Annotated in this window: 17 protein-coding genes; 2 read left to right on the top strand and 15 right to left on the bottom strand. The window is 73.2% G+C overall.

Annotation, left to right across the window (positions count from 1 at the left end; translation table 11 throughout):
• Positions 1 to 13: 13 nt before the first annotated feature.
• The 14 genes from ACWEFJ_RS23440 to ACWEFJ_RS23375 form a co-directional block, all read right to left on the bottom strand.
• Positions 14 to 367, bottom strand: a complete 354-nt coding sequence (locus ACWEFJ_RS23440) for an acyl-CoA carboxylase subunit epsilon (RefSeq protein ID WP_449715032.1) — start codon at positions 365 to 367, stop codon at positions 14 to 16.
• Positions 364 to 1935 (bottom strand): acyl-CoA carboxylase subunit beta, encoded by a 1572-nt coding sequence (locus ACWEFJ_RS23435; protein ID WP_378085656.1) that lies wholly within the window; start codon positions 1933 to 1935, stop codon positions 364 to 366. Before ACWEFJ_RS23435 ends, ACWEFJ_RS23440 begins: the two co-directional genes overlap by 4 nt.
• A 13-nt stretch (positions 1936 to 1948) precedes the next feature.
• Complete coding sequence (locus tag ACWEFJ_RS23430; protein WP_449715031.1) at positions 1949 to 3868, bottom strand: SDR family oxidoreductase; 1920 nt, start codon at positions 3866 to 3868, stop codon at positions 1949 to 1951.
• 4 nt (positions 3869 to 3872) lie between these two features.
• Complete coding sequence (locus ACWEFJ_RS23425; RefSeq protein WP_449715030.1) at positions 3873 to 4817, bottom strand: aromatase/cyclase; 945 nt, start codon at positions 4815 to 4817, stop codon at positions 3873 to 3875.
• Between the two features lie 25 nt (positions 4818 to 4842).
• Entirely contained in the window at positions 4843 to 5625 is a 783-nt protein-coding gene (gene fabG, locus ACWEFJ_RS23420) for a 3-oxoacyl-ACP reductase FabG (protein WP_378085662.1), read from the bottom strand.
• A 16-nt stretch (positions 5626 to 5641) separates the two neighbouring features.
• On the bottom strand, positions 5642 to 5905 hold the full coding sequence (locus tag ACWEFJ_RS23415; protein WP_449715029.1) for an acyl carrier protein: 264 nt from the start codon (positions 5903 to 5905) through the stop codon (positions 5642 to 5644).
• A 21-nt stretch (positions 5906 to 5926) separates the two neighbouring features.
• Positions 5927 to 7141 (bottom strand): ketosynthase chain-length factor, encoded by a 1215-nt coding sequence (locus ACWEFJ_RS23410; protein ID WP_378085666.1) that lies wholly within the window; start codon positions 7139 to 7141, stop codon positions 5927 to 5929.
• Positions 7138 to 8409: a beta-ketoacyl-[acyl-carrier-protein] synthase family protein gene (locus tag ACWEFJ_RS23405; RefSeq protein WP_378085668.1), complete on the bottom strand. Its 1272-nt coding sequence runs from the start codon at positions 8407 to 8409 to the stop codon at positions 7138 to 7140. Before ACWEFJ_RS23405 ends, ACWEFJ_RS23410 begins: the two co-directional genes overlap by 4 nt.
• Entirely contained in the window at positions 8406 to 8732 is a 327-nt protein-coding gene (locus ACWEFJ_RS23400; RefSeq protein WP_378085670.1) for a TcmI family type II polyketide cyclase, read from the bottom strand. The genes ACWEFJ_RS23405 and ACWEFJ_RS23400 overlap by 4 nt, the downstream gene beginning before the upstream one ends.
• A 15-nt stretch (positions 8733 to 8747) precedes the next feature.
• The gene (locus ACWEFJ_RS23395; RefSeq protein ID WP_378085672.1) at positions 8748 to 10199 is read right to left on the bottom strand and encodes an FAD-dependent monooxygenase; all 1452 of its coding nucleotides are present in this window, start codon (positions 10197 to 10199) and stop codon (positions 8748 to 8750) included.
• 29 nt (positions 10200 to 10228) lie between these two features.
• Positions 10229 to 11968 carry an acetyl/propionyl/methylcrotonyl-CoA carboxylase subunit alpha gene (locus ACWEFJ_RS23390; protein ID WP_449715028.1) on the bottom strand — a complete coding sequence of 580 codons (1740 nt, stop codon included), beginning with the start codon at positions 11966 to 11968 and terminating at the stop codon, positions 10229 to 10231.
• 91 nt (positions 11969 to 12059) lie between these two features.
• On the bottom strand, positions 12060 to 12494 hold the full coding sequence (locus tag ACWEFJ_RS23385) for a hypothetical protein (protein ID WP_378085676.1): 435 nt from the start codon (positions 12492 to 12494) through the stop codon (positions 12060 to 12062).
• Positions 12495 to 12532: 38 nt separating this feature from the next.
• Positions 12533 to 13027: a nuclear transport factor 2 family protein gene (locus ACWEFJ_RS23380; protein WP_378085678.1), complete on the bottom strand. Its 495-nt coding sequence runs from the start codon at positions 13025 to 13027 to the stop codon at positions 12533 to 12535.
• 244 nt (positions 13028 to 13271) lie between these two features.
• Positions 13272 to 14447, bottom strand: a complete 1176-nt coding sequence (locus tag ACWEFJ_RS23375) for a LuxR C-terminal-related transcriptional regulator (RefSeq protein ID WP_449715027.1) — start codon at positions 14445 to 14447, stop codon at positions 13272 to 13274.
• A gap of 818 nt (positions 14448 to 15265) precedes the next feature.
• Between ACWEFJ_RS23375 and ACWEFJ_RS23370 the strand changes: the two genes are divergently transcribed.
• Positions 15266 to 15733 carry a hypothetical protein gene (locus tag ACWEFJ_RS23370; RefSeq protein WP_378085682.1) on the top strand — a complete coding sequence of 156 codons (468 nt, stop codon included), beginning with the start codon at positions 15266 to 15268 and terminating at the stop codon, positions 15731 to 15733.
• A gap of 5 nt (positions 15734 to 15738) precedes the next feature.
• On the opposite strand, the gene ACWEFJ_RS23365 is transcribed toward ACWEFJ_RS23370, so the two are convergent.
• The gene (locus ACWEFJ_RS23365; RefSeq protein ID WP_378085684.1) at positions 15739 to 15960 is read right to left on the bottom strand and encodes a PLDc N-terminal domain-containing protein; all 222 of its coding nucleotides are present in this window, start codon (positions 15958 to 15960) and stop codon (positions 15739 to 15741) included.
• Between the two features lie 1059 nt (positions 15961 to 17019).
• Between ACWEFJ_RS23365 and ACWEFJ_RS23360 the strand changes: the two genes are divergently transcribed.
• The coding region (locus ACWEFJ_RS23360; protein ID WP_449715026.1) for a non-reducing end alpha-L-arabinofuranosidase family hydrolase at positions 17020 to 17558 on the top strand (539 nt) is incomplete at its 3' end.

Here is a 17558-nt window from a genome sequence, read left to right as displayed (position 1 = left end):
CCAGTCTCCTTGGTCAGTTACGCCAGGTGCGCGCGCCCGCGAAGCCCGCGACGCGCTCGGGCCTGCGCCACCGCGCCGACCGCCGGGGCGCCTCTTCCGCCGCCGCGACCGCCGTGACGCGCCGCTGGAGGACGGCGGTCAACGCCGCCAGCTCCACCGCGTCGGGTTCGCCCTTCTCGACGCGCAACAGCGGTCCGGGCGGTGGGTCCACCTCGCCGGTCACCGCGAACCTCCGGTCCCCGGCACCGCCCGCGACCCCCGACAGCTCCCCGCCGCCCGCGGTCGCGCCCCGCAGGCCGCCGTCCGTCACCGCCGCCCGCCGGTCCTCGGCGCCGCCGGCCACCGCCGGCCGGTTCGCGGCCGTCATTGCGGCGGGTTGCCGTGCTTGCGGCGCGGCAGGTCGGCGTCCTTGGTCTCCAGCATCGCGAACGTCCGGACCAGCACCTCGCGGGTGCGGCGCGGGTCGATCACGTCGTCCACCAGGCCGCGCTCGGCCGCGTGGAACGGGTGGACCAGGTGCTCCCGGTACTCGGCGATCTTCTCCCGCCTGGTCCGCGCGGGATCGGGGGACGCGGTGATCTCCCGCCGGAACACGACGTCCGCCGCCGCCTCCGCGCCCATCACGGCGATCTCGTTGGTGGGCCAGGCGTACGCGACGTCCGCGCCGATCGACCGCGAGTCCATCACGATGTACGCGCCGCCGTAGGCCTTCCGCAGCACCACCGACACCCGCGGCACGGTGGCGTTGCAGTAGGCGTACAGCAGCTTCGCGCCCCGCCGGATGATGCCGTCGTGCTCCTGGTCCACCCCGGGCAGGAAGCCCGGCACGTCGACCAGGGTCAGCAACGGGATGTTGAACGAGTCGCAGAACTGGACGAACCGCGCGCCCTTCTCGCTCGCCCGGATGTCCAGCACCCCCGCCAGCACCGACGGCTGGCTCGCCACGATCCCGACGAGCTGCCCGTCCAGCCGGCCGAACGTGCACACCAGGTTCTGCGCCCACACCGCGTGCACCTCGAAGTGGTGCCCGTCGTCCACGATCTCCTCGATCACGTCGCGCACGTCGTAGGACCGCGTGCCGTCCACCGGCACCCGGTCGAGCAGCCCGTCCCCGGGCCGGTCCACCGGGTCGTCGCCGCGCACCACGGGCGGCAGCTCGCGGTTGTTGGCGGGCAGCATGGACAGCAGCAGCCGCACGTCGGCCAGGCAGCTCTCCTCGTCGTCGTAGACGAAGTGCGCCACCCCGGACGCGCCGCCGTGCACCTCCGCGCCGCCGAGCCCTTCCAGCGAGATCTCCTCGCCGGTCACCGCGCGGACCACGTCCGGCCCGGTGATGAACATCTGCGAGATGTCGCGCACCATGAACACGAAGTCGGTCAACGCGGGCGAGTACGCGGCGCCGCCGGCGCACGGCCCCAGCATCACGCTGATCTGCGGGATCACCCCGGACGCGCGCACGTTGCGCTGGAAGATCCCGCCGTAGCCCGCGAGCGCCGACACGCCTTCCTGGATGCGCGCGCCCGCGCCGTCGTTGAGCGACACCAGCGGCGCGCCCGCCGCGATGGCCAGGTCCATCACCTTGTGGATCTTCTGGGCGTGCGCCTCGCCGAGCGCCCCGCCGAACGCGCGGAAGTCGTGCGCGTACACGAACACCCGGCGTCCCTCCACCGTGCCCCACCCGGCCACCACGCCGTCACCGTGCGGGCGCTTGGCCTCCAGGCCGAACCCGGTGGCGCGGTGCCTCCGCAACGGCTCCAGCTCGCTGAAGCTGCCCTTGTCCAGCAGCAGCTCGATCCGCTCGTACGCGGTGAGCTTGCCCTTCGCGTGCTGCCGCTCGGTGGCGCGCGGGTCGGGGCCGACCCTGGTCAGCTCCTTCACCGCGGCCAGTTCGCCGATCCGGTCGACGTGCGTGCCCGGTTCCCGGACTGTCGTCATGCTTCCCCCCGTCTCAGCCCAGCAGGGTCCCGCCGCTGGCGTCGATGAACGCGCCGGTGATCCAGCGCGCGTCCTCGGTGGCCAGGAACGCCACCACGTTCGCCACGTCCTGCGCCTTCGCGACCTGCTTGAACGCCGACAGCTGGGACATCGCCTCGACGACCTCCGGCAGGTCGAACACCGGGCTGCCGTTGTCGGTGATGCCCGGCGCGACGGTGTTCACCGTGATGCCGCGCGGCGCGAGGTGGCGCGCCATGTGCAGCGTCAGCTGCTCGATCGCGCCCTTGCTCATCGAGTACGCCAACTGCTCGGGGTTGGCGACCCGCGTGACGCCGGACGAGATGTTGACGATCCGGCCGTGGTCGGCCAGCAGCGGCGAGGCGCGCTGCACGATGAAGAACGGCGCCTTGGCGTTGACCGCCATCAGCCGGTCGAAGTCCTCCGGCGTCACGTCCTCCGGCGCGAGGCCGGCCGCGGTCTGCGCCGCCGCGTTGTTCACCAGGATGTCCAGCACCGTGTCGCCGGTGCGCTCGCGCAGGCCCTGCTCCAAGCCGAGGAACAGCTCGTGCACGTCGCCGGGCACGCCCAGTTCGGCGCGCACGGCGAACGCCCGGCCGCCGTCCTTCTCGATCAGCGCGACGGTCTCGGCCGCCGCCTCGTCGTTGGTGGCGTAGTGGACGGCGACCAGCGCGCCCTCCTCGGCCAGCCGCTGCGCGGTGGCCCGTCCGATGCCCCGGCTGGCGCCGGTGACCAGCGCGGTCTTGCCGTCGAGCTTGCCCATCGTGGTCCTCTCCTGGGGTCTGTCCCGTGGCGCGGGCGGCGTGCCGAGGCCGCTGACCATCCCGGCGAGGTGGGCCTGCACGACGTCGGACCGCATCAGCTCGCCGAAGACCTCGCGCAGCGGCTCCACCTCGGGTCCGCCGAGCAGCAGCAGTGCCTGCGCCTGGATGTTGGTCAAAGTCCGCTCGCCCGCGGCGCGCCGCACGGCGTCGTACCGCTCCAGCGGGCCGTCGTCGCCGCCCGCGAGCCGGGCGAGCAGCCGCTGCCCGAGTTCGGCGGCGTCCTGCAGCCCGAGGTTGAGCGCCTGGCCGCCGACCGGCATCTGCCGGTGCGCGGCGTCGCCCGCGAGCAGCACCCGGCCGCGGCGGTAGGTCGCGGCCTGGCGGCGGGTGTTGCCGAACGCGTTGAGCCACGTCGGCCGGCCGCCGCCGATGTCCTCGCCGGTGACCTCCGCCCACGCCTCGACGACCTCGGCGAACGTCGGTGGGCCCGAGCGCGGCGACGGCGTCGTGCCGAACACGTGCACCATCACGCGGGTGCTGCCGTCGGGCCAGCGGTGGGCCGTGGCCAGACCGTTCGGGTGCCGCTCGAACCGCCGGTCGGGGATGTCGAGGCCCTCGACGTCGGCCCGCAGCATCTCCAGCGTGGCGTCCTGGCCGGGGAAGTCGAACCCGGCGAGCACCCGCACGGTGCTCTCCTCGCCGTCGCAGCCGACCAGGTAGGCGGCGGTGATCCGGTCCGCGCCGGCCACCGCGACGACGTGGTCCCCGCGCTGCCGCAGGTCGGTCAGCTCCCGGCCGCGCAGCACCCGCGCGCCCAACCGGGTCGCCCGGTCGCCGAGCACCTTCTCCAGCACGGCCTGCGGGCACTTCCACTGCCCCGCGAAGCGGTGGCCGGGGTCGGCCGCGGCGAGGTCGAGCCGGATGCCGCCGAAGTGGCCGGGGCCGCCCGGCGGCAGGTCGCCGAGCGCCTCCAGCACGCCGCGCTCGGCCAGCACGTCCATGGTGCGGGCGTGCAGGGTCGAGGCGCGCGACTCGGTGGTGGGCTCGGTCAGGCGCTCCAGCACGGTGACCCGCGCGCCACCCGCGCACAGGTCGCCCGCGAGCAGCAGCCCGACCGGGCCCGCCCCGACCACGACGACGTCGGTGTCCATCGCGTCAGCGCCGCGCTTCCGCGTAGGTCTTGGCGTGGCCCAGGGTCGCCCGGCTGTTGTTGCCCAGCGCGTCGCGGACGAACGCCCGCGCCTCGGCCACGCCCGCGTCCGGGCCGAGCACCTTGGCGATGTTGTCCGGGTTGATGACCACCGTGTGCTGGGACGACGCCGTGGTGACCCCGTCGCCGTCCTCCTCGAACGTCCAGTACCCGGTGTGCAGGGTCATCAGCGCGGGCAGGGTCGTCTGCTTGTAGGCGATCTTGTGGTGCGGGAAGCAGACCCTGACCGACTCGGTGGTGTGCGACGAGCCGTCCTTGGTGAGGGTCTCCATCCGCAGCACCTGGAGGCCGGGCGTGTCCTCGGTCAGCACCACCGACGCCACGTGCGGCAGGCGCTCGGTCCACCGGCCCGCGTCGTAGACGAAGTCGTAGGCGTCCTTGGCCGCGCCGTCGATCGTGACGGAGTCCACGAAGGACAGGGTCAGCTCCGCGGTGCGGGTGGCCAGCTCGACGTTGGCCTTCAGCGACGGCAGCTCGGCGTTGCTGTTGCGGTCCACGGCCTCGTCGATCCACGCCAGGCCCTCGGGGTCGTCGTCGATCGCGCGGTAGCTGTGCAGCAGGCGCAGCCGGGTCCGGTCGCCCTGCGGCTCGACCACCCAGGTGCCGCTCATCTCCGCGACCGGCGGCGACGACACCTCCTGGGCGAACGTGATGCGCAGGTTGTCCGGGTCCAGCTCGCGGCGCGAGGTCCAGTTCTTGGGCTCGCCGTTGGCCGTGGCCCAGATCCGGATGCGCTCGCTGTTGCCGTCGCGCTCCAGGTGGTCGACGTACACCGAGGGCGGGAACAGCCTGGGCCAGTTCTCCACCTCGGCGAGCATGCGGTAGACGTCCTCGGCCGGCGCGTGCACGGTGATCTCGTGCTCGACCTCGCGGACGGGAAATCCGGTCATGGGTGTCCTCCCCGGTCGGTGCTGCTCAGAAGTTGCCCAGCCCGCCGCAGACGTTGAGCGCCTGCGAGGTGATCGACGCGGCGGTGTCCGAGGCCAGGTAGCCGACCAGGCCCGCCACCTCCTCCGGCGTGGAGTACCGGCCGAGGGGGATCTTGGCGGTGAACTTCTCCATGATCGCCTCCTCGGAGGTCTGGTACGCCGCCGCGTAGCCCTGCCGGACCCGTTGGGCCATCGGTGTTTCCACGTACCCGGGGCAGACGGCGTTGACCGTGATGCCGGTCGGCGCCAGCTCGTTGCCCAGGGCCTTGGTGAACCCGACGACGCCGTGCTTGGACGCCGAGTACGGCGCGCCGAGCACCACGCCCTGCTTGCCCGCGGTGGAGGCGATGTTGATGATCCGGCCGCGGTCCTTGGCCCGCATGCCGCCCGCGTTGAGCACCTCGCGGGTCACCCGGAAGACGCTGTTGAGGTTGGTCTCGATGACGTCTTCCCACAGCTCGTCGGCGATGTCGGCGGTCACGCCGCCGCCGCTGCGGCCCGCGTTGTTCACCAGCACGTCGATCGGGCCGTAGCGGTCCACGGCGGCCCGCACGACGCGGGCGATGTCGTCCTTGTCGCGCACGTCGGCGGTCGTGCCGTCGACGTCCAGGCCGTCGTCCTGGAGGTCCTTGATGGTGCGCAGCAGCGCTTCCTCGCCGCGGGCGCACAGGAAGACCCGGTGCCCCTGCTCGGCGAGCAACCGCGCGGTGGCCAGGCCGATACCGCTCGTCGCGCCGGTGACCAGCGCGACCTTTCCGCTGTCGGTCATGGTCGTTCCTTCCGGGTCAGACCGCTCGGGCGGCGAGGTGGGAGTTGACGAGGTCGACCAGGGCGGCGGGCGTGCGGGCGTCGGCCAGCGCGTCCTCGTCCAGGGAGATGCCGTACTCGCGTTCGATGCGGCTGCCGGTCTCCAGCAGCGCCAGCGACTCGTAGCCCAGCTCCTCGAAGTCGCGCTCGGCGATGTCGCCGTCGAGGTCGACGGTCTCGTCGGCGCCGGCGCCCTCGCGGAGGATGCGTTTCAGGTCGTCGATGCTGAACGTCACGGACATGGTGGATCCTCTCGGCAGGTCTCAGGACGGGTCCGGTGCGCGCAGCACCATCGCGGAGTTGAACCCGCCGTGGCCGCGCGCGACCACCAGCGCGGCCCGCAGGTCCGCGCGGCGCGGCGCGCCCGTCACCAGGTCCAGCTCGTAGCGCTCGGCCGGGCGGGTGTGCACCGTCGGCGGGATCACGCCCTCGCGCAGCGACAGCAGGGCGGCGGCCAGGTCCAGCGGCGCGGCGCCGGAGTACAGCCGCCCGGTCCCGGTCTTCGGCGCCGTCACCGGCACCCCGCGCGGGCCGAAGACCTTGGTGATCGCCTCCGCCTCGGCCCGGTCCAGCTCCGGCACGGCGGCGGCGTCGGCGAACACCACGCCGATCTCGTCGGCCACCGCGCCCGCGTCGGTCAGCGCGCGTTGGATCGCCTTCTGCAACGTCGGCGCGCGGTCGGTGCCCGGCGCCGGGTCCATCGTGGACGCGTGGCCCGCGATCTCGCCGTAGACGCGCGCGCCCCGGGCACGGGCGTGGGCGCCGTCCTCCAGCACCAGCAGCGCGCCGCCCTCGCCCGGCACGTGGCCGGCGGCGTCCTCGTCGAACGGCAGGTAGGCGCGCCGCGGGTCGTCGCGCTCGCTGAGCCGGCCGCTGGTGAGCTGGGCGACCCAGCCCCACGGGCAGATCGACGCGTCCACCGCGCCCGCCAGCACCACCGACGTGCCGTTGCGGATCTGCCGCCGGGCCTGCGCCACCGCGTCCAGGCCGCCCGCCTGGTCGCTCACCACCACGCTGCTCGGGCCGCGCAGCCCGTTGCGGATGGAGATCTGGCCGCTGTTGACCGCGTAGAACCAGGCGAACGACTGGTAGGCGCTGACGTACTGGCCGCCCTTGCTCCACAGCGCCCGCAGCTCGTTCTGGCCGAACTCGAAGCCGCCGGAGTGGCTGGCGGTGATCACGCCGATGTCGTAGTCGGGCAGGTCGGACGGCGTCAGCTCGGCGTCGGCGAACGCCCAGTCGGCGGCCACCAGCGCGAGCCTGGTCATCCGGTCGGTCTGCGGCAGCAGCCTGCCCGGCAGGTGGTCCTCGGCGACGAAGTCGCGGATCTCGCCGGCGAGCCGGGCCGGGTAGCCCGACGCGTCGAACCGGGAGATCCGGTCCAGCGCGCCCACGCCCGCCAGGGTGTTGGCCCAGTAGGCGTCCACGCCGAGCCCGGTCGGCGCGGCCACGCCCAGGCCCGTCACCACGACGCTCACCGCCGCACCAACCCCGGGTCGGCCAGCACCACGGCGCTCTGGAATCCGCCGAACCCGCTGCCGACCGACAGCACCGCGTCGGTCCGCCAGTCCCGGGCCACCAGCGGCACGTAGTCCAGGTCGCACTCCGGGTCCGGGTGGTGCAGGTTCGCCGTCGGCGGGACCACGTCGTGCCGCATGGCCAGCACGGACGCGGCGACCTCGATCGAGCCGATCGCGCCCAGCGAGTGCCCGACCATGGACTTGATCGAGCTGACCGGCACGCGGTAGGCGTGCTCGCCGAGGCTGCGCTTGAACGCCGCCGTCTCGTGCCGGTCGTTCTGCCGGGTGCCGGAGCCGTGGGCGTTGACGTAGTCGATGTCCTCCGGGTTGAGCCGCGCCTGCGCCAGCGCGACCCGGATCGCCTCGGCCATCTCCCGGCCGTCGGGCTTGAGGCCGGTCATGTGGAACGCGTTGGAGCGGGTCGCGTACCCGGCGACCTCCGCGTACACCGCCGCGCCGCGGGCGCGGGCGCTCTCCAGCTCCTCCAGCACGAACACCGCCGCGCCCTCGCCGAGCACGAACCCGTTGCGGCTCGCGTCGAACGGCCGCGACGCGTGCTCGGGGTCGTCGTTGCGCGGCGTGGTGGCCTTGATGGCGTCGAAGCAGGCAACGGTGATCGGGGAGATGGGCGCGTCGGTGGCGCCCGCGACCATCACGTCCGCCGAGCCCTCGCGGATCACGTCGGTGGCGTAGCCGATCGCGTCCAGGCCCGAGGTGCAGCCGGTGGAGACGACCGTGCTCGGTCCCTCCGCGCCGACCGCCCAGGCGACCTCCGTCGCGAACGAGCTGGGCGCGAGGTAGTTGTACAGGTGCGGCACGGCGTACCGGTGGTCGACCAGCTCCAGCCGGCCGCCGTCGCTGACCGTCCGGTACTCCTGGTCCAGGCCCATCGTGGCGCCGACCGCGCTGCCGATGGTCACGCCCACGCGGTCGGGGTCGACCGACGAGAACTCCAGCCCGCTGTCCTCGACCGCCTGGCGCGCCGTGACGACGGCGAACTGGGCGGCGCGGTCCATCCGCCGGATCTCCTGGGGGCTCAGGCCGTGCAGCTCGGCGTCGAAGTCGACCTCGGCCGCCACCTGCGAGCGGAACGGCGACGGGTCGAAGAACGAGATCCGGCGGGTGGCGGTGCGGCCCGCGGTGAGCAGGTCCCAGAAGCTCTTCACGCCCGGGGTGCCGGGGGCGGTCACGCCGACCCCCGTGATCACCACTCGACGGTTGGTCACGGTGCGCTCCAGTGGTAGAACCGGCTCGCCATCGCGTCCGCGGGCGAGCGCCACGTCTTCGGGTCGTAGGCCTCGATGAACGGCTTGAGGTCGTCGCTGATCCGGACGAAGCGCGGGTCGCCCTTGGCTTCCTCGATGCGCTCGCCGCCGTTGTCGTCGTCGAAGTCCTGCAGGTGGAAGTACAGGCCGCGGTAGTGGAAGAGCTGCCGCCGCCGCGTGCCCATGCGGGCGGGCATGTCGCTCTGGTCGAACTCCCGGAACAGCGCGGCCACGTCGCCCGCGGATCCGGGGTCCATCCGTGCCACGATCAAACTGCTGTGCATCGCTCCTCCGGTGCGTCAGCCGGTCGGCCCGAACCAGCGGTCCAGGGCCATCGGCAGGTCGTGGTGACTGCCCGGCGCGGCCCAGGCCACGTGGCCGTCGGGCCGGACGAGGACCGCCGTGGTCCCGCCGGGGAGGTCGTCGGCCGCGCTCGCGGTGACGACGTCGATCCGGTCGGCCCAGGGGGCCGCCCGTCGGCGCAGGACGGCGTTGTCCGCCAGGTCGAGCAGGACGCCGCGGCCCCGGCGCAGCAGCTCGGTGCTGCTGGTCCGGCGGTTGCCGCGGGTCAGGTCCAGGTGGGGCAGCCGCAGGCCGAGCAGCGGGTTCGCACCGCCGCCGACGTCGTAGCGGATGTCCAGGCCGCTCACCCGGGCGGCGAGGTGGCGTTCCACCTCGGGGTAGCGGAGCAGTTCGGTGAGCACGTCGCGCAGCGGGGACACCTCCGCGCCGCCGAGGATCAGCATGCTCTGCGCGCGGGTGTTGACCAGCAGTTGGCGGCCGACCTCGTGCCGTTCGGCGTGGTAGGTGTCCACGAGGGACAGCGGGGCGGTGCCCTTGACCACGGCGGCGAGCTTCCAGCCGAGGTTCAGCGCGTCCTGGATGCCGGTGTTCATGCCCTGGCCGCCCGCGGGCAGGTGCACGTGGGCGGCGTCGCCCGCGAGCAGCACCCGGCCGCGCCGGTACTCGACGACCTGGCGGGCGGCGTCGCCGAACGCGCTCACCCACACCGGCTCGGCGTGCGAGATGTCGGTGTCGGTCAGCCGCTTCCAGACCTCGGCGACCTCGGCGAACGCCGGCGGACCGGAGCGGCGGCGCGGCGGTGTGCCCCGCTCGCCCACGATGACCCTGGTGGTGCCGTCGGGCAGGCGCGCGGTCATCACCATCCCGCCGGGCACCTGCTCGCCGATCATCCGCGGCTCGATCTCGATGCCGCGCACGTCGGCCATGAGCAGCTCGGTCGTCGCGTCCGTGCCGGGGAAGTCGAACCCGGCCAGCTTGCGGACCGTGCTGCGGCCCCCGTCGCAGCCGACGAGGTAGCGGGCGCGCACCGTCTCGGAGGTGCCGCGGACGTGCACGGTGACGCCGTCCGCGTCCTCCTCGAACCCGACGAACTCGGTGCCGCGCCGGACGTCCGCGCCCAGCTGGCGCACCCAGCCCTCCAGCACGGCCTCGGTGCGCGACTGCGGCACCGTCTTCGCCGACTCCCGCGCCGCGCCGAGCACGCCGAGGTCCAGCGGGATGCCGCCGAAGTGCCCGAACGTGCCGGTCTGGATGCCGCCGAACCGCGGCAGCAGGCCGCGCTGGTCGAACACCTCCATGGTGCGGATGGTGAACCCGATGCCCCGCGACTCGCCGGTGCGCTCGGGCAGCCGTTCGAGGACGATCACGTCGACGCCCGCCAGCCGCAGCTCGCCGGCCAGCATGAGACCCGCCGGCCCCGCGCCCACGACAACGACCGATGCGTACACAGGCCCCTCCCCGGGGGTGGTGGAAGGTTTCATTCGGAGAGCCGGCAGACGACGGCGCCGGCGGCGATCGCGTCGCCCGGTTTCGCGGTGAGGCCGCGCACGACCCCGGCGCGGTGCGCCAGGACCGGCTGCTCCATCTTCATCGCCTCGACGACCAGGACCAGGTCGCCCGCGCCGACCCGCTGGCCCTCCTCGACGGCGACCTTCACCGCCGTGCCCTGCATGGGCGAGACCAGTTCGTCGCCGGTCGCGGCGGCCTTGCGCGGCGCCGCGCGCGGCTTGCGGACCGCCGTGGCGACGGGTCCGCGCGACGCGGGCGCGAGCGACGGCAGCGACACCTCCAGGCGGCGACCGCCGACCTCGACCACCACCGTCTCGCGCGGCGCGGTGGAGGGCTCGCCGTGCGGCTCGCCGTCGTAGGGCGGCACGCGGTTGTCGAACTCGGTCTCGATCCACCGGGTGTGCACGGCGAACGGCTCGCCCGCGAACGCGGGGTCCGCCACCACGGCCCGGTGGAACGGCAGCGTGGTCGGCACGCCGTCGACCTCGAACTCGGCCAGCGCGCGGGCCGCCCGGCGCAACGCCTGCTCGCGCGTCGCCCCGGTGACGACCAGCTTGGCCAGCAACGAGTCCCAGGCGGGCCGGACGACCGTGCCGCTCACCACGCCGGAGTCCAGCCGCACGCCCGGCCCGGACGGCGGCGCGAACCGCGTCACCGTGCCCGGCGCGGGCAGGAAGCCCCGACCGGGGTCCTCGCTGTTGAGCCGGAACTCCAGGGAGTGCCCGCGCGGCGCCGGGTCCACGTCGTCCAGCCGCTCGCCGCGGGCGATCCGGAACATCTCCCGCACCAGGTCGACGCCCGTGACCTCCTCGGTCACCGGGTGCTCGACCTGCAACCGGGTGTTGACCTCCAGGAACGAGATCGTGCCGTCCCGGGCGACCAGGAACTCGCACGTGCCCGCGCCGACGTACCCGACGTGCGCCAGGATCGCCTTGGACGCCCGGTACAGCTCGGCGACCTGCGCGGCGGTGAGGAACGGCGCGGGCGCCTCCTCGACCAGCTTCTGGTGGCGGCGCTGCAGGGAGCAGTCCCGGGTGGAGACCACCACGACGGTGCCGTGCCGGTCGGCCAGGCACTGCGTCTCCACGTGCCGCGGCCGGTCCAGGTAGCGCTCCACGAAGCACTCGCCCCGGCCGAACGCGGCGGTGGCCTCGCGCACCGCCGACTCGTACAGCTCGGGGATCTCCGCGCGGGTCCGGGCCACCTTCAGGCCGCGTCCGCCGCCGCCGAACGCCGCCTTGATCGCGATCGGCAGCCCGTGCTCGTCGGCGAACGCGACCGCCTCGTCCGCGCCGGTGATCGGCGCGGGGGTGCCCGCGACCAGCGGCGCGCCCACCTCGCGGGCGATGCGCCGGGCCCGCACCTTGTCGCCGAGCGCCCGGATCGCCTCCGGCGACGGCCCGATCCAGGTCAGGCCGGCGTCCAGGACGGCCTGGGCGAACGCCGCGTTCTCGGACAGGAAGCCGTAGCCGGGGTGCACGGCGTCCGCGCCCGACTCCCGTGCGGCGGCGAGCACCTTGTCGATGTCGAGGTAGCTCGTCGCCGGTGTGTCGCCGCCCAGCGCGAAGGCTTCGTCGGCCAGGCGCACGTGCGGTGCGTCCCGGTCGGGTTCGGCGTAGACCGCGACGCTTTTCAGTCCTTCGTCGCGGCACGCGCGGGCGACGCGCACCGCGATCTCGCCGCGATTGGCGATGAGCACTTTTCGCACGGTTGGACCCCCATCCCGTTTCGAACCACGACCGTGCCCGGGCAGGTTCGACCGCCCCCGAAAAGAATTCGGGGGAAATGAGCGCGGACGCTCAGGCGGAACCGTTCTCCCGCATGTTCTCCGCGATCCGCCGCAGCACGTCGTTGGCCGCGAGGAACTCGTCCTGCGTGATACCGCGCAACTGCTTCTCGGCGTGCGCGTTGACCAGCACCTCGGCCCTCGCGTGCGCCGCGGCGCCGGCGTCGGTGGACGTGATCGCGTCGCCGTCCAACCGGGCCCAGCCGCGGGCGGCGAAATCCTCCACGACCGGGCGGTAGGACCGCTCGCGGTCCGCGACGAGGAACGGCGCGAACGCCTCGTCGATCTCGGGCACCGTGCGCACGCCGATGTGGATGGCGTGCAGCACCTGCCACTGCCTGCGGTTGAGGCCCACGTCCCGCAGGGCGGTCGTGGTGGCGGCGTCGAACGCCTGGTGCAGCAGGAGCAGCCAGTAGCCGATCCGCTTGGTGGTGTTCTGCTGGAGCATGGACCCTCCCCTGGTGCGGTGGCGGCCGGCGGTGGCGGCTAGCGGCCGTGGCCGCGGTCGTACGGGATCACCCAGAACGGCGTGAGCGTGATCCGGTCGAACAGCCAGCGGCCGTCCACCAGCGCGTACTCGTCGGCGAACCGGCCCGCGACCAGGTACGTCTCCTTGTCGAAGACGACCTTCTCCTCGAAGAAGCACACGCCGGTCGCCCGGTCCCCGTCGACCTCCACGTCGTGCCCGTGCACGAACTGCTTGACCAGCACCCCGGACGCCACCGGGTTGTCCGCCTCGATCCGCGCGGGCAGCCCGGCGAAGTACGCCGCGATGGCCGCGCGGCCGTCGGCCCGCCCCACCTCGCCGTAGTCGAGGTGGGCGTCCTCGGTGAACAGCTCGCCGACGCGGTCCCACGCGTCCTCGTTCACCAGCCGGGGCAGCCGGTTGCGCAATTCGTGCAGCGCGCGCACCTGCTCCAACTCGTGGACGCGCTCGGTAAGCGCTTTCAGCTGGGTGACCAGATCGGGTTCTCCGGGCATGGCACACCAAACCCTTCGTCGCATTCGCGATCAGTGCCGCGGTCCCGATCCGGACTTCTGGTCGGAAGTGTCGTCCGGGGACCCGACTCATTCCTACGGGATTGATGCTGGCACGGTGTCTTCCGGACCGACAAGGGCCGCCCCCGGATACTACGGTCCACCCGCAAACTCGCCGCCGACGCCTTGTGATCCAAGTCACCGGGGCGCGTCGCCGAATGGCCGCGCGACGGCCGGGGCACCGCCTTCACCCCAGCTGTTCCAGTGCGGCACGCAGCTCGTCACGCCCGGTGACGCCCAGTTTTTCGTAGGTGTTGGAAAGGTGGAACTCGACCGTGCGCAGCGCCAGAAACAGTTTCGTGGCGATCTCCCGGTTGGAGTAGCCCGCGACCACGAGTTGGGCGATGCGCGCCTGCTGACGGGTCAGCGCGGGCCGCCGCGGCGGCGCGGCGACGGCGGAGAGCGCCCGCTCGGCCGACTGCGCCCGGTGCGGGTTGCCGGTCCGCCGGGCCAGCGAGGACGCGCACTGCAGCCGCTGCCGGGCCGCCACCACGTCACCGCGCGCGGCCAGCCGCACGCCCAGCTCGTGCTGCGCCCGCCCCAGCTCGGGCCACGCCTGCGCCAGCTCCAGCAGCTGCACGGCCTCGCGGAGCCGCTCCAGCTCGTGGCCGTCGGCGTCCACGACGGCCAGGGCGCACAACGCGCGCCCGACCGTGCGCGACTCGCCCCACAGCACCGCGGCCTCGTACTCCTGGCGGGCCAACGCCACGGCGAGGTCGTCGCGCCCCGCCGCGAACGCCGCCAGCGCCGCCTCGCTGCGCCACGGCACCACCGCCGGGTTGGCCACGCCACGCGCGATCAGGTCCTGGCCGCACGTCAGGTACTCGGTCACGGCCGGCCCCGGCCGCCCCTCCGCCATGGCCACCGCCCCGCGGGTGGCGAGCAGCACCGGACGGCACCCGACCCCGGAGTCCAGCGCCTCGTCCATCCGGCGCTCCCGGGCCAGCGCCCGGGCGCCGTCCACGTCGCCGCACTCGGCCAGCAGCTCCACCGCCCACCCGACCGCGACCATCCGGGTCTCCAACGGCGTGTCGGCCGACATCAACGGCTCCAGCAACGCGTGCGCGCGCTCCACGTCGCCGAACAACCGCGCGATACGCGCCTGGAGCAACGCCACCACCCCGGAGACCTCGGGCCGGTCGGCGTTGAGCAGGCTGTGGGCGTCGGCGGCGACCAGCTCACCGCCGTAGATCAACGTCGACAGCGCCCGTGCGACGCACACCTCACGGCTCCGACAAGCCTCGTCCTCCAGCGCCTCTTCGGCGCACCGCACCGCGCCGCCCCAGTCCCGCCCGGCCACCAGCAGGCGCAGCGCCCGCTCGGCCGCGCACACCGCCCCGGAAGCCGCGTCGCCGTGCCTCACGGCTACCGACGTCCGGTGCCCCAAAGGCAGGAACGCCTCGAACAGCGGAGCGTCCCTACTCCGCCGAGACCACGGCCGACCCGCCGAATGCGCCATCCCGGCCCCCTCGTGAACGTCCCCACAGCGCCGCCCCTCACTCACGGCACACTCCTCGAAACCGGTCACGCTCGGCCGAACCACAGGTAACCCACAGTGATTCCATCCCTTTCAGTATCCAGAGGGATCCACTGCCGCACACCCCCCGCGCCCGCGACGATCCTGTGAACGCGAGCGATCTTCCGGTTCCGCTCGCGGTCGCCGACGCGCCGAGCTGCCACGTTGCCCTTTCGGGCGGAATTCCAGGGGTGTGAGGGACGAGACAGCCGTCCGCCGACGGCAGGCCCAGGGGTTCCCCGGTCGATCGGGACCTTCGCCCGTGCGCGCCCGCCTCGCCGGGCCGCGCAGTGGGGCGCGCAGTGGTTCGATCGGGTGAACGAACAGGAGCGTGGTCGAGGTCTCGGGGCGGCGGTAGCCCGGGTGGCCGACGTGCTCACCGCGCCGTCGCCGCACCACGGTTCCGACTCGCCCCCGACCTCATCCCGACGCCGGCCGCGTGCCGCCCGCCACCGACCCCCGGCATCGGGAACCGCGGCTTGTCGTGCGGCGCGGCTTGCCGTGCGGCGCGGCTTGTCGTGCGGCGCGGCCCTCCACCACCTCCGCCCGGCACGGCGTCCGCCCTTCGTGCCCGGCACCGCGGGTGAACGTCAACTCGCGCCTCCTCGGCCACCGCGTCATCGTCAGCGGAGAACCCAGTCAACCGACGAGGAACCGGAGGAGCGATGCGCACATCGAGGCACGGGGTCCGACGGGCGGTGGCCGCGGTCGCCCTGGCGCTCGGGGCGGGCCTGCTCGCTCCCCCGACGGCGACGGCGCAGGACAACACCGGGACGTGCGAAGGCGGGCGGTTCAGCGCGCTGCCACCCGACGGCACCTCCGTGTCACGCGGACAGGTGATCATCTACCAGGTCGACATCCGAGTCGTCGACGGCGACGTGCTGGGCTGCCTGCGCGACGTGCGCCTGTCGCCGTTGCTCGATTTCGTCGTCGTCCGACCGGACGGCTACTACTCCCCCGAAGCGCAGGGCGGGCCGACCGTCAGCGTCGTCTACGACGGACCCCTGTCCCCCGGCACCTACCACGGCAGCGTCACGATGCGCGTCCGGGCCGACGCCCCGATCGGCGCCGTCATCGAGGCGAGCAGCGGGCCGATGATCCGCCACGTGGTGCGCGACCGGCCGGCGACCTGACCGGCTCAGCGCCGCTTGCGGCCCCAGCGGAAGTAGGCCAGCGGGCCGACGAAGTTCACCGCGATCGCCAACGCCCACCACTTCTTGCCGCCGTTGACCTCCGCGGCGGGGCGGCGGGCCAGGTCCGTCCACGCGGCACCCGCGAGCGCGACCTCGACCACACCCGCCACCACGACGGCCCACCGCCGGCCGGTGCTCAACCGCGCCCACGACTTGTGCTCGCTCACGTCCACGATGCCGCCCTTCCTCCGCCCGATGTCACGACGGCGACGTCCCGGGGGGACCGACCGGCCGGTGGTGGTCGGCGGCTCCGTCCATCTTGGAGCGCTGCACCCGCGAGTGCGCGACGGTGCACGTCATTCACGCCCACCTCGAACCGCTTGATCGTGACCACGCGGTCCTGCCGCGTGCCCGAGTCGGGAAGCATGTGCGGACATCGCGTATCCCTCCGCTGGGCAATCCCCTGCCGTCGACGGTAGCGAGCCCTGCGGTGGCGAGCCACACGAAGAGTCTTACGACGACCGCTCGCGCCCGTCGCCGGGCGGCAGCGACCGGAGGGGTCCGGCGCGAATCCCGTGGCGCGTGTGTCGGCACCCATCAGCCGTGAGCACGGCACGTGAGGTCCACCAGTCACCTCACCTGCTCCACACCCACCGTTTCCCGCGCCCGGCCGTGTCGCCGCCGGCGGCAACGCTGTTCCAGCACGGTTGTTTGCGCTAACACGCAGCGGCGGTGGCAGGCACCCCAGGCCACGGGTAGAGCCCAATCAGCCGTGAAAGACCGCGCCTGTACTGCGAATTCGACATCATTCGATGGATGCCCCACGAACCGCTCTTGCCGTTAGCGCTCACATCCAGAGGCCACTAGCTCGTTGACGCTGTGCGCTCGGGTGGCTACATTGACCGAAAGGTAAAGGGCTTCGCCCGAAACATTCGGGCCGGGCCGCCAGGGTCGGCCGGGAACGCCGAGCTGCGGCGACCGTGCGCTGGGGACGCCGAGCGCACGATCTTGAAGCCGACGTCCCGGACGCTGTACCTGATCTTCCTCGGACTCGGCGGGTGGCACGGTGCTTCACGGTCGATCAACCTCGGGCACGAACGGCGAACCGGCGTCCACCCGGAGCCGCGCACTCGGGCGATCACCCGTGCCCCCGGCATCCCGAGCCCGACGGGCCGATCCCGATCGACCTGCGCAACGTCCACGAAGGAGACGTCATGTCCGTGCAACGACGCAGCTTCATGACAAGGTTCAGAGCGGCTCATGTCGGCGCCGCGGCGGTGAGCGCCGTGGTGCTGGCTTCGAGCGCGGTGCTCGTGGCGATGCCGGCGGGCGCCGCGGCTGCGGGGTGTTCGGTGAACTACGCCGTGGCGTCGCAGTGGCAAGGCGGGTTCAGCGCCAACGTGTCGATCACGAACCTGGGCGACCCGCTGAACGGGTGGACGTTGACGTGGTCGTTCGGCGCGGGCCAGACGGTGACGCAGCCGTGGAGCGCGTCGGTGACGCAGAGCGGTTCGGCGGTGACCGCGAAGAACGTGGACTACAACGGCTCGATCCCCACCGGCGGCTCGGCGTCGTTCGGTTTCAACGGGTCGTGGACGGGCAGCAACCCGGTTCCGACGACCTTCGCTTTGAACGGCGTGACGTGCACCGGTAGCACGACCACGACCACGACGACATCGTCGACAACGACGAGCACGACGACATCGACCACCACTACGACCACGACGCCCGGCGGGTGTTCGCTGCCGTCGACCTACCGCTGGTCGTCGTCGGGTGTGCTGGCGAACCCGAGGTCGGGCTGGGTCTCGCTCAAGGACTTCACCTA

This window comes from Actinosynnema sp. NPDC004786 (assembly GCF_053601135.1).
The sequence above is the reverse complement of the archived record's forward strand: the minus strand, read 5'-3'. Positions and strand labels throughout refer to the sequence as shown.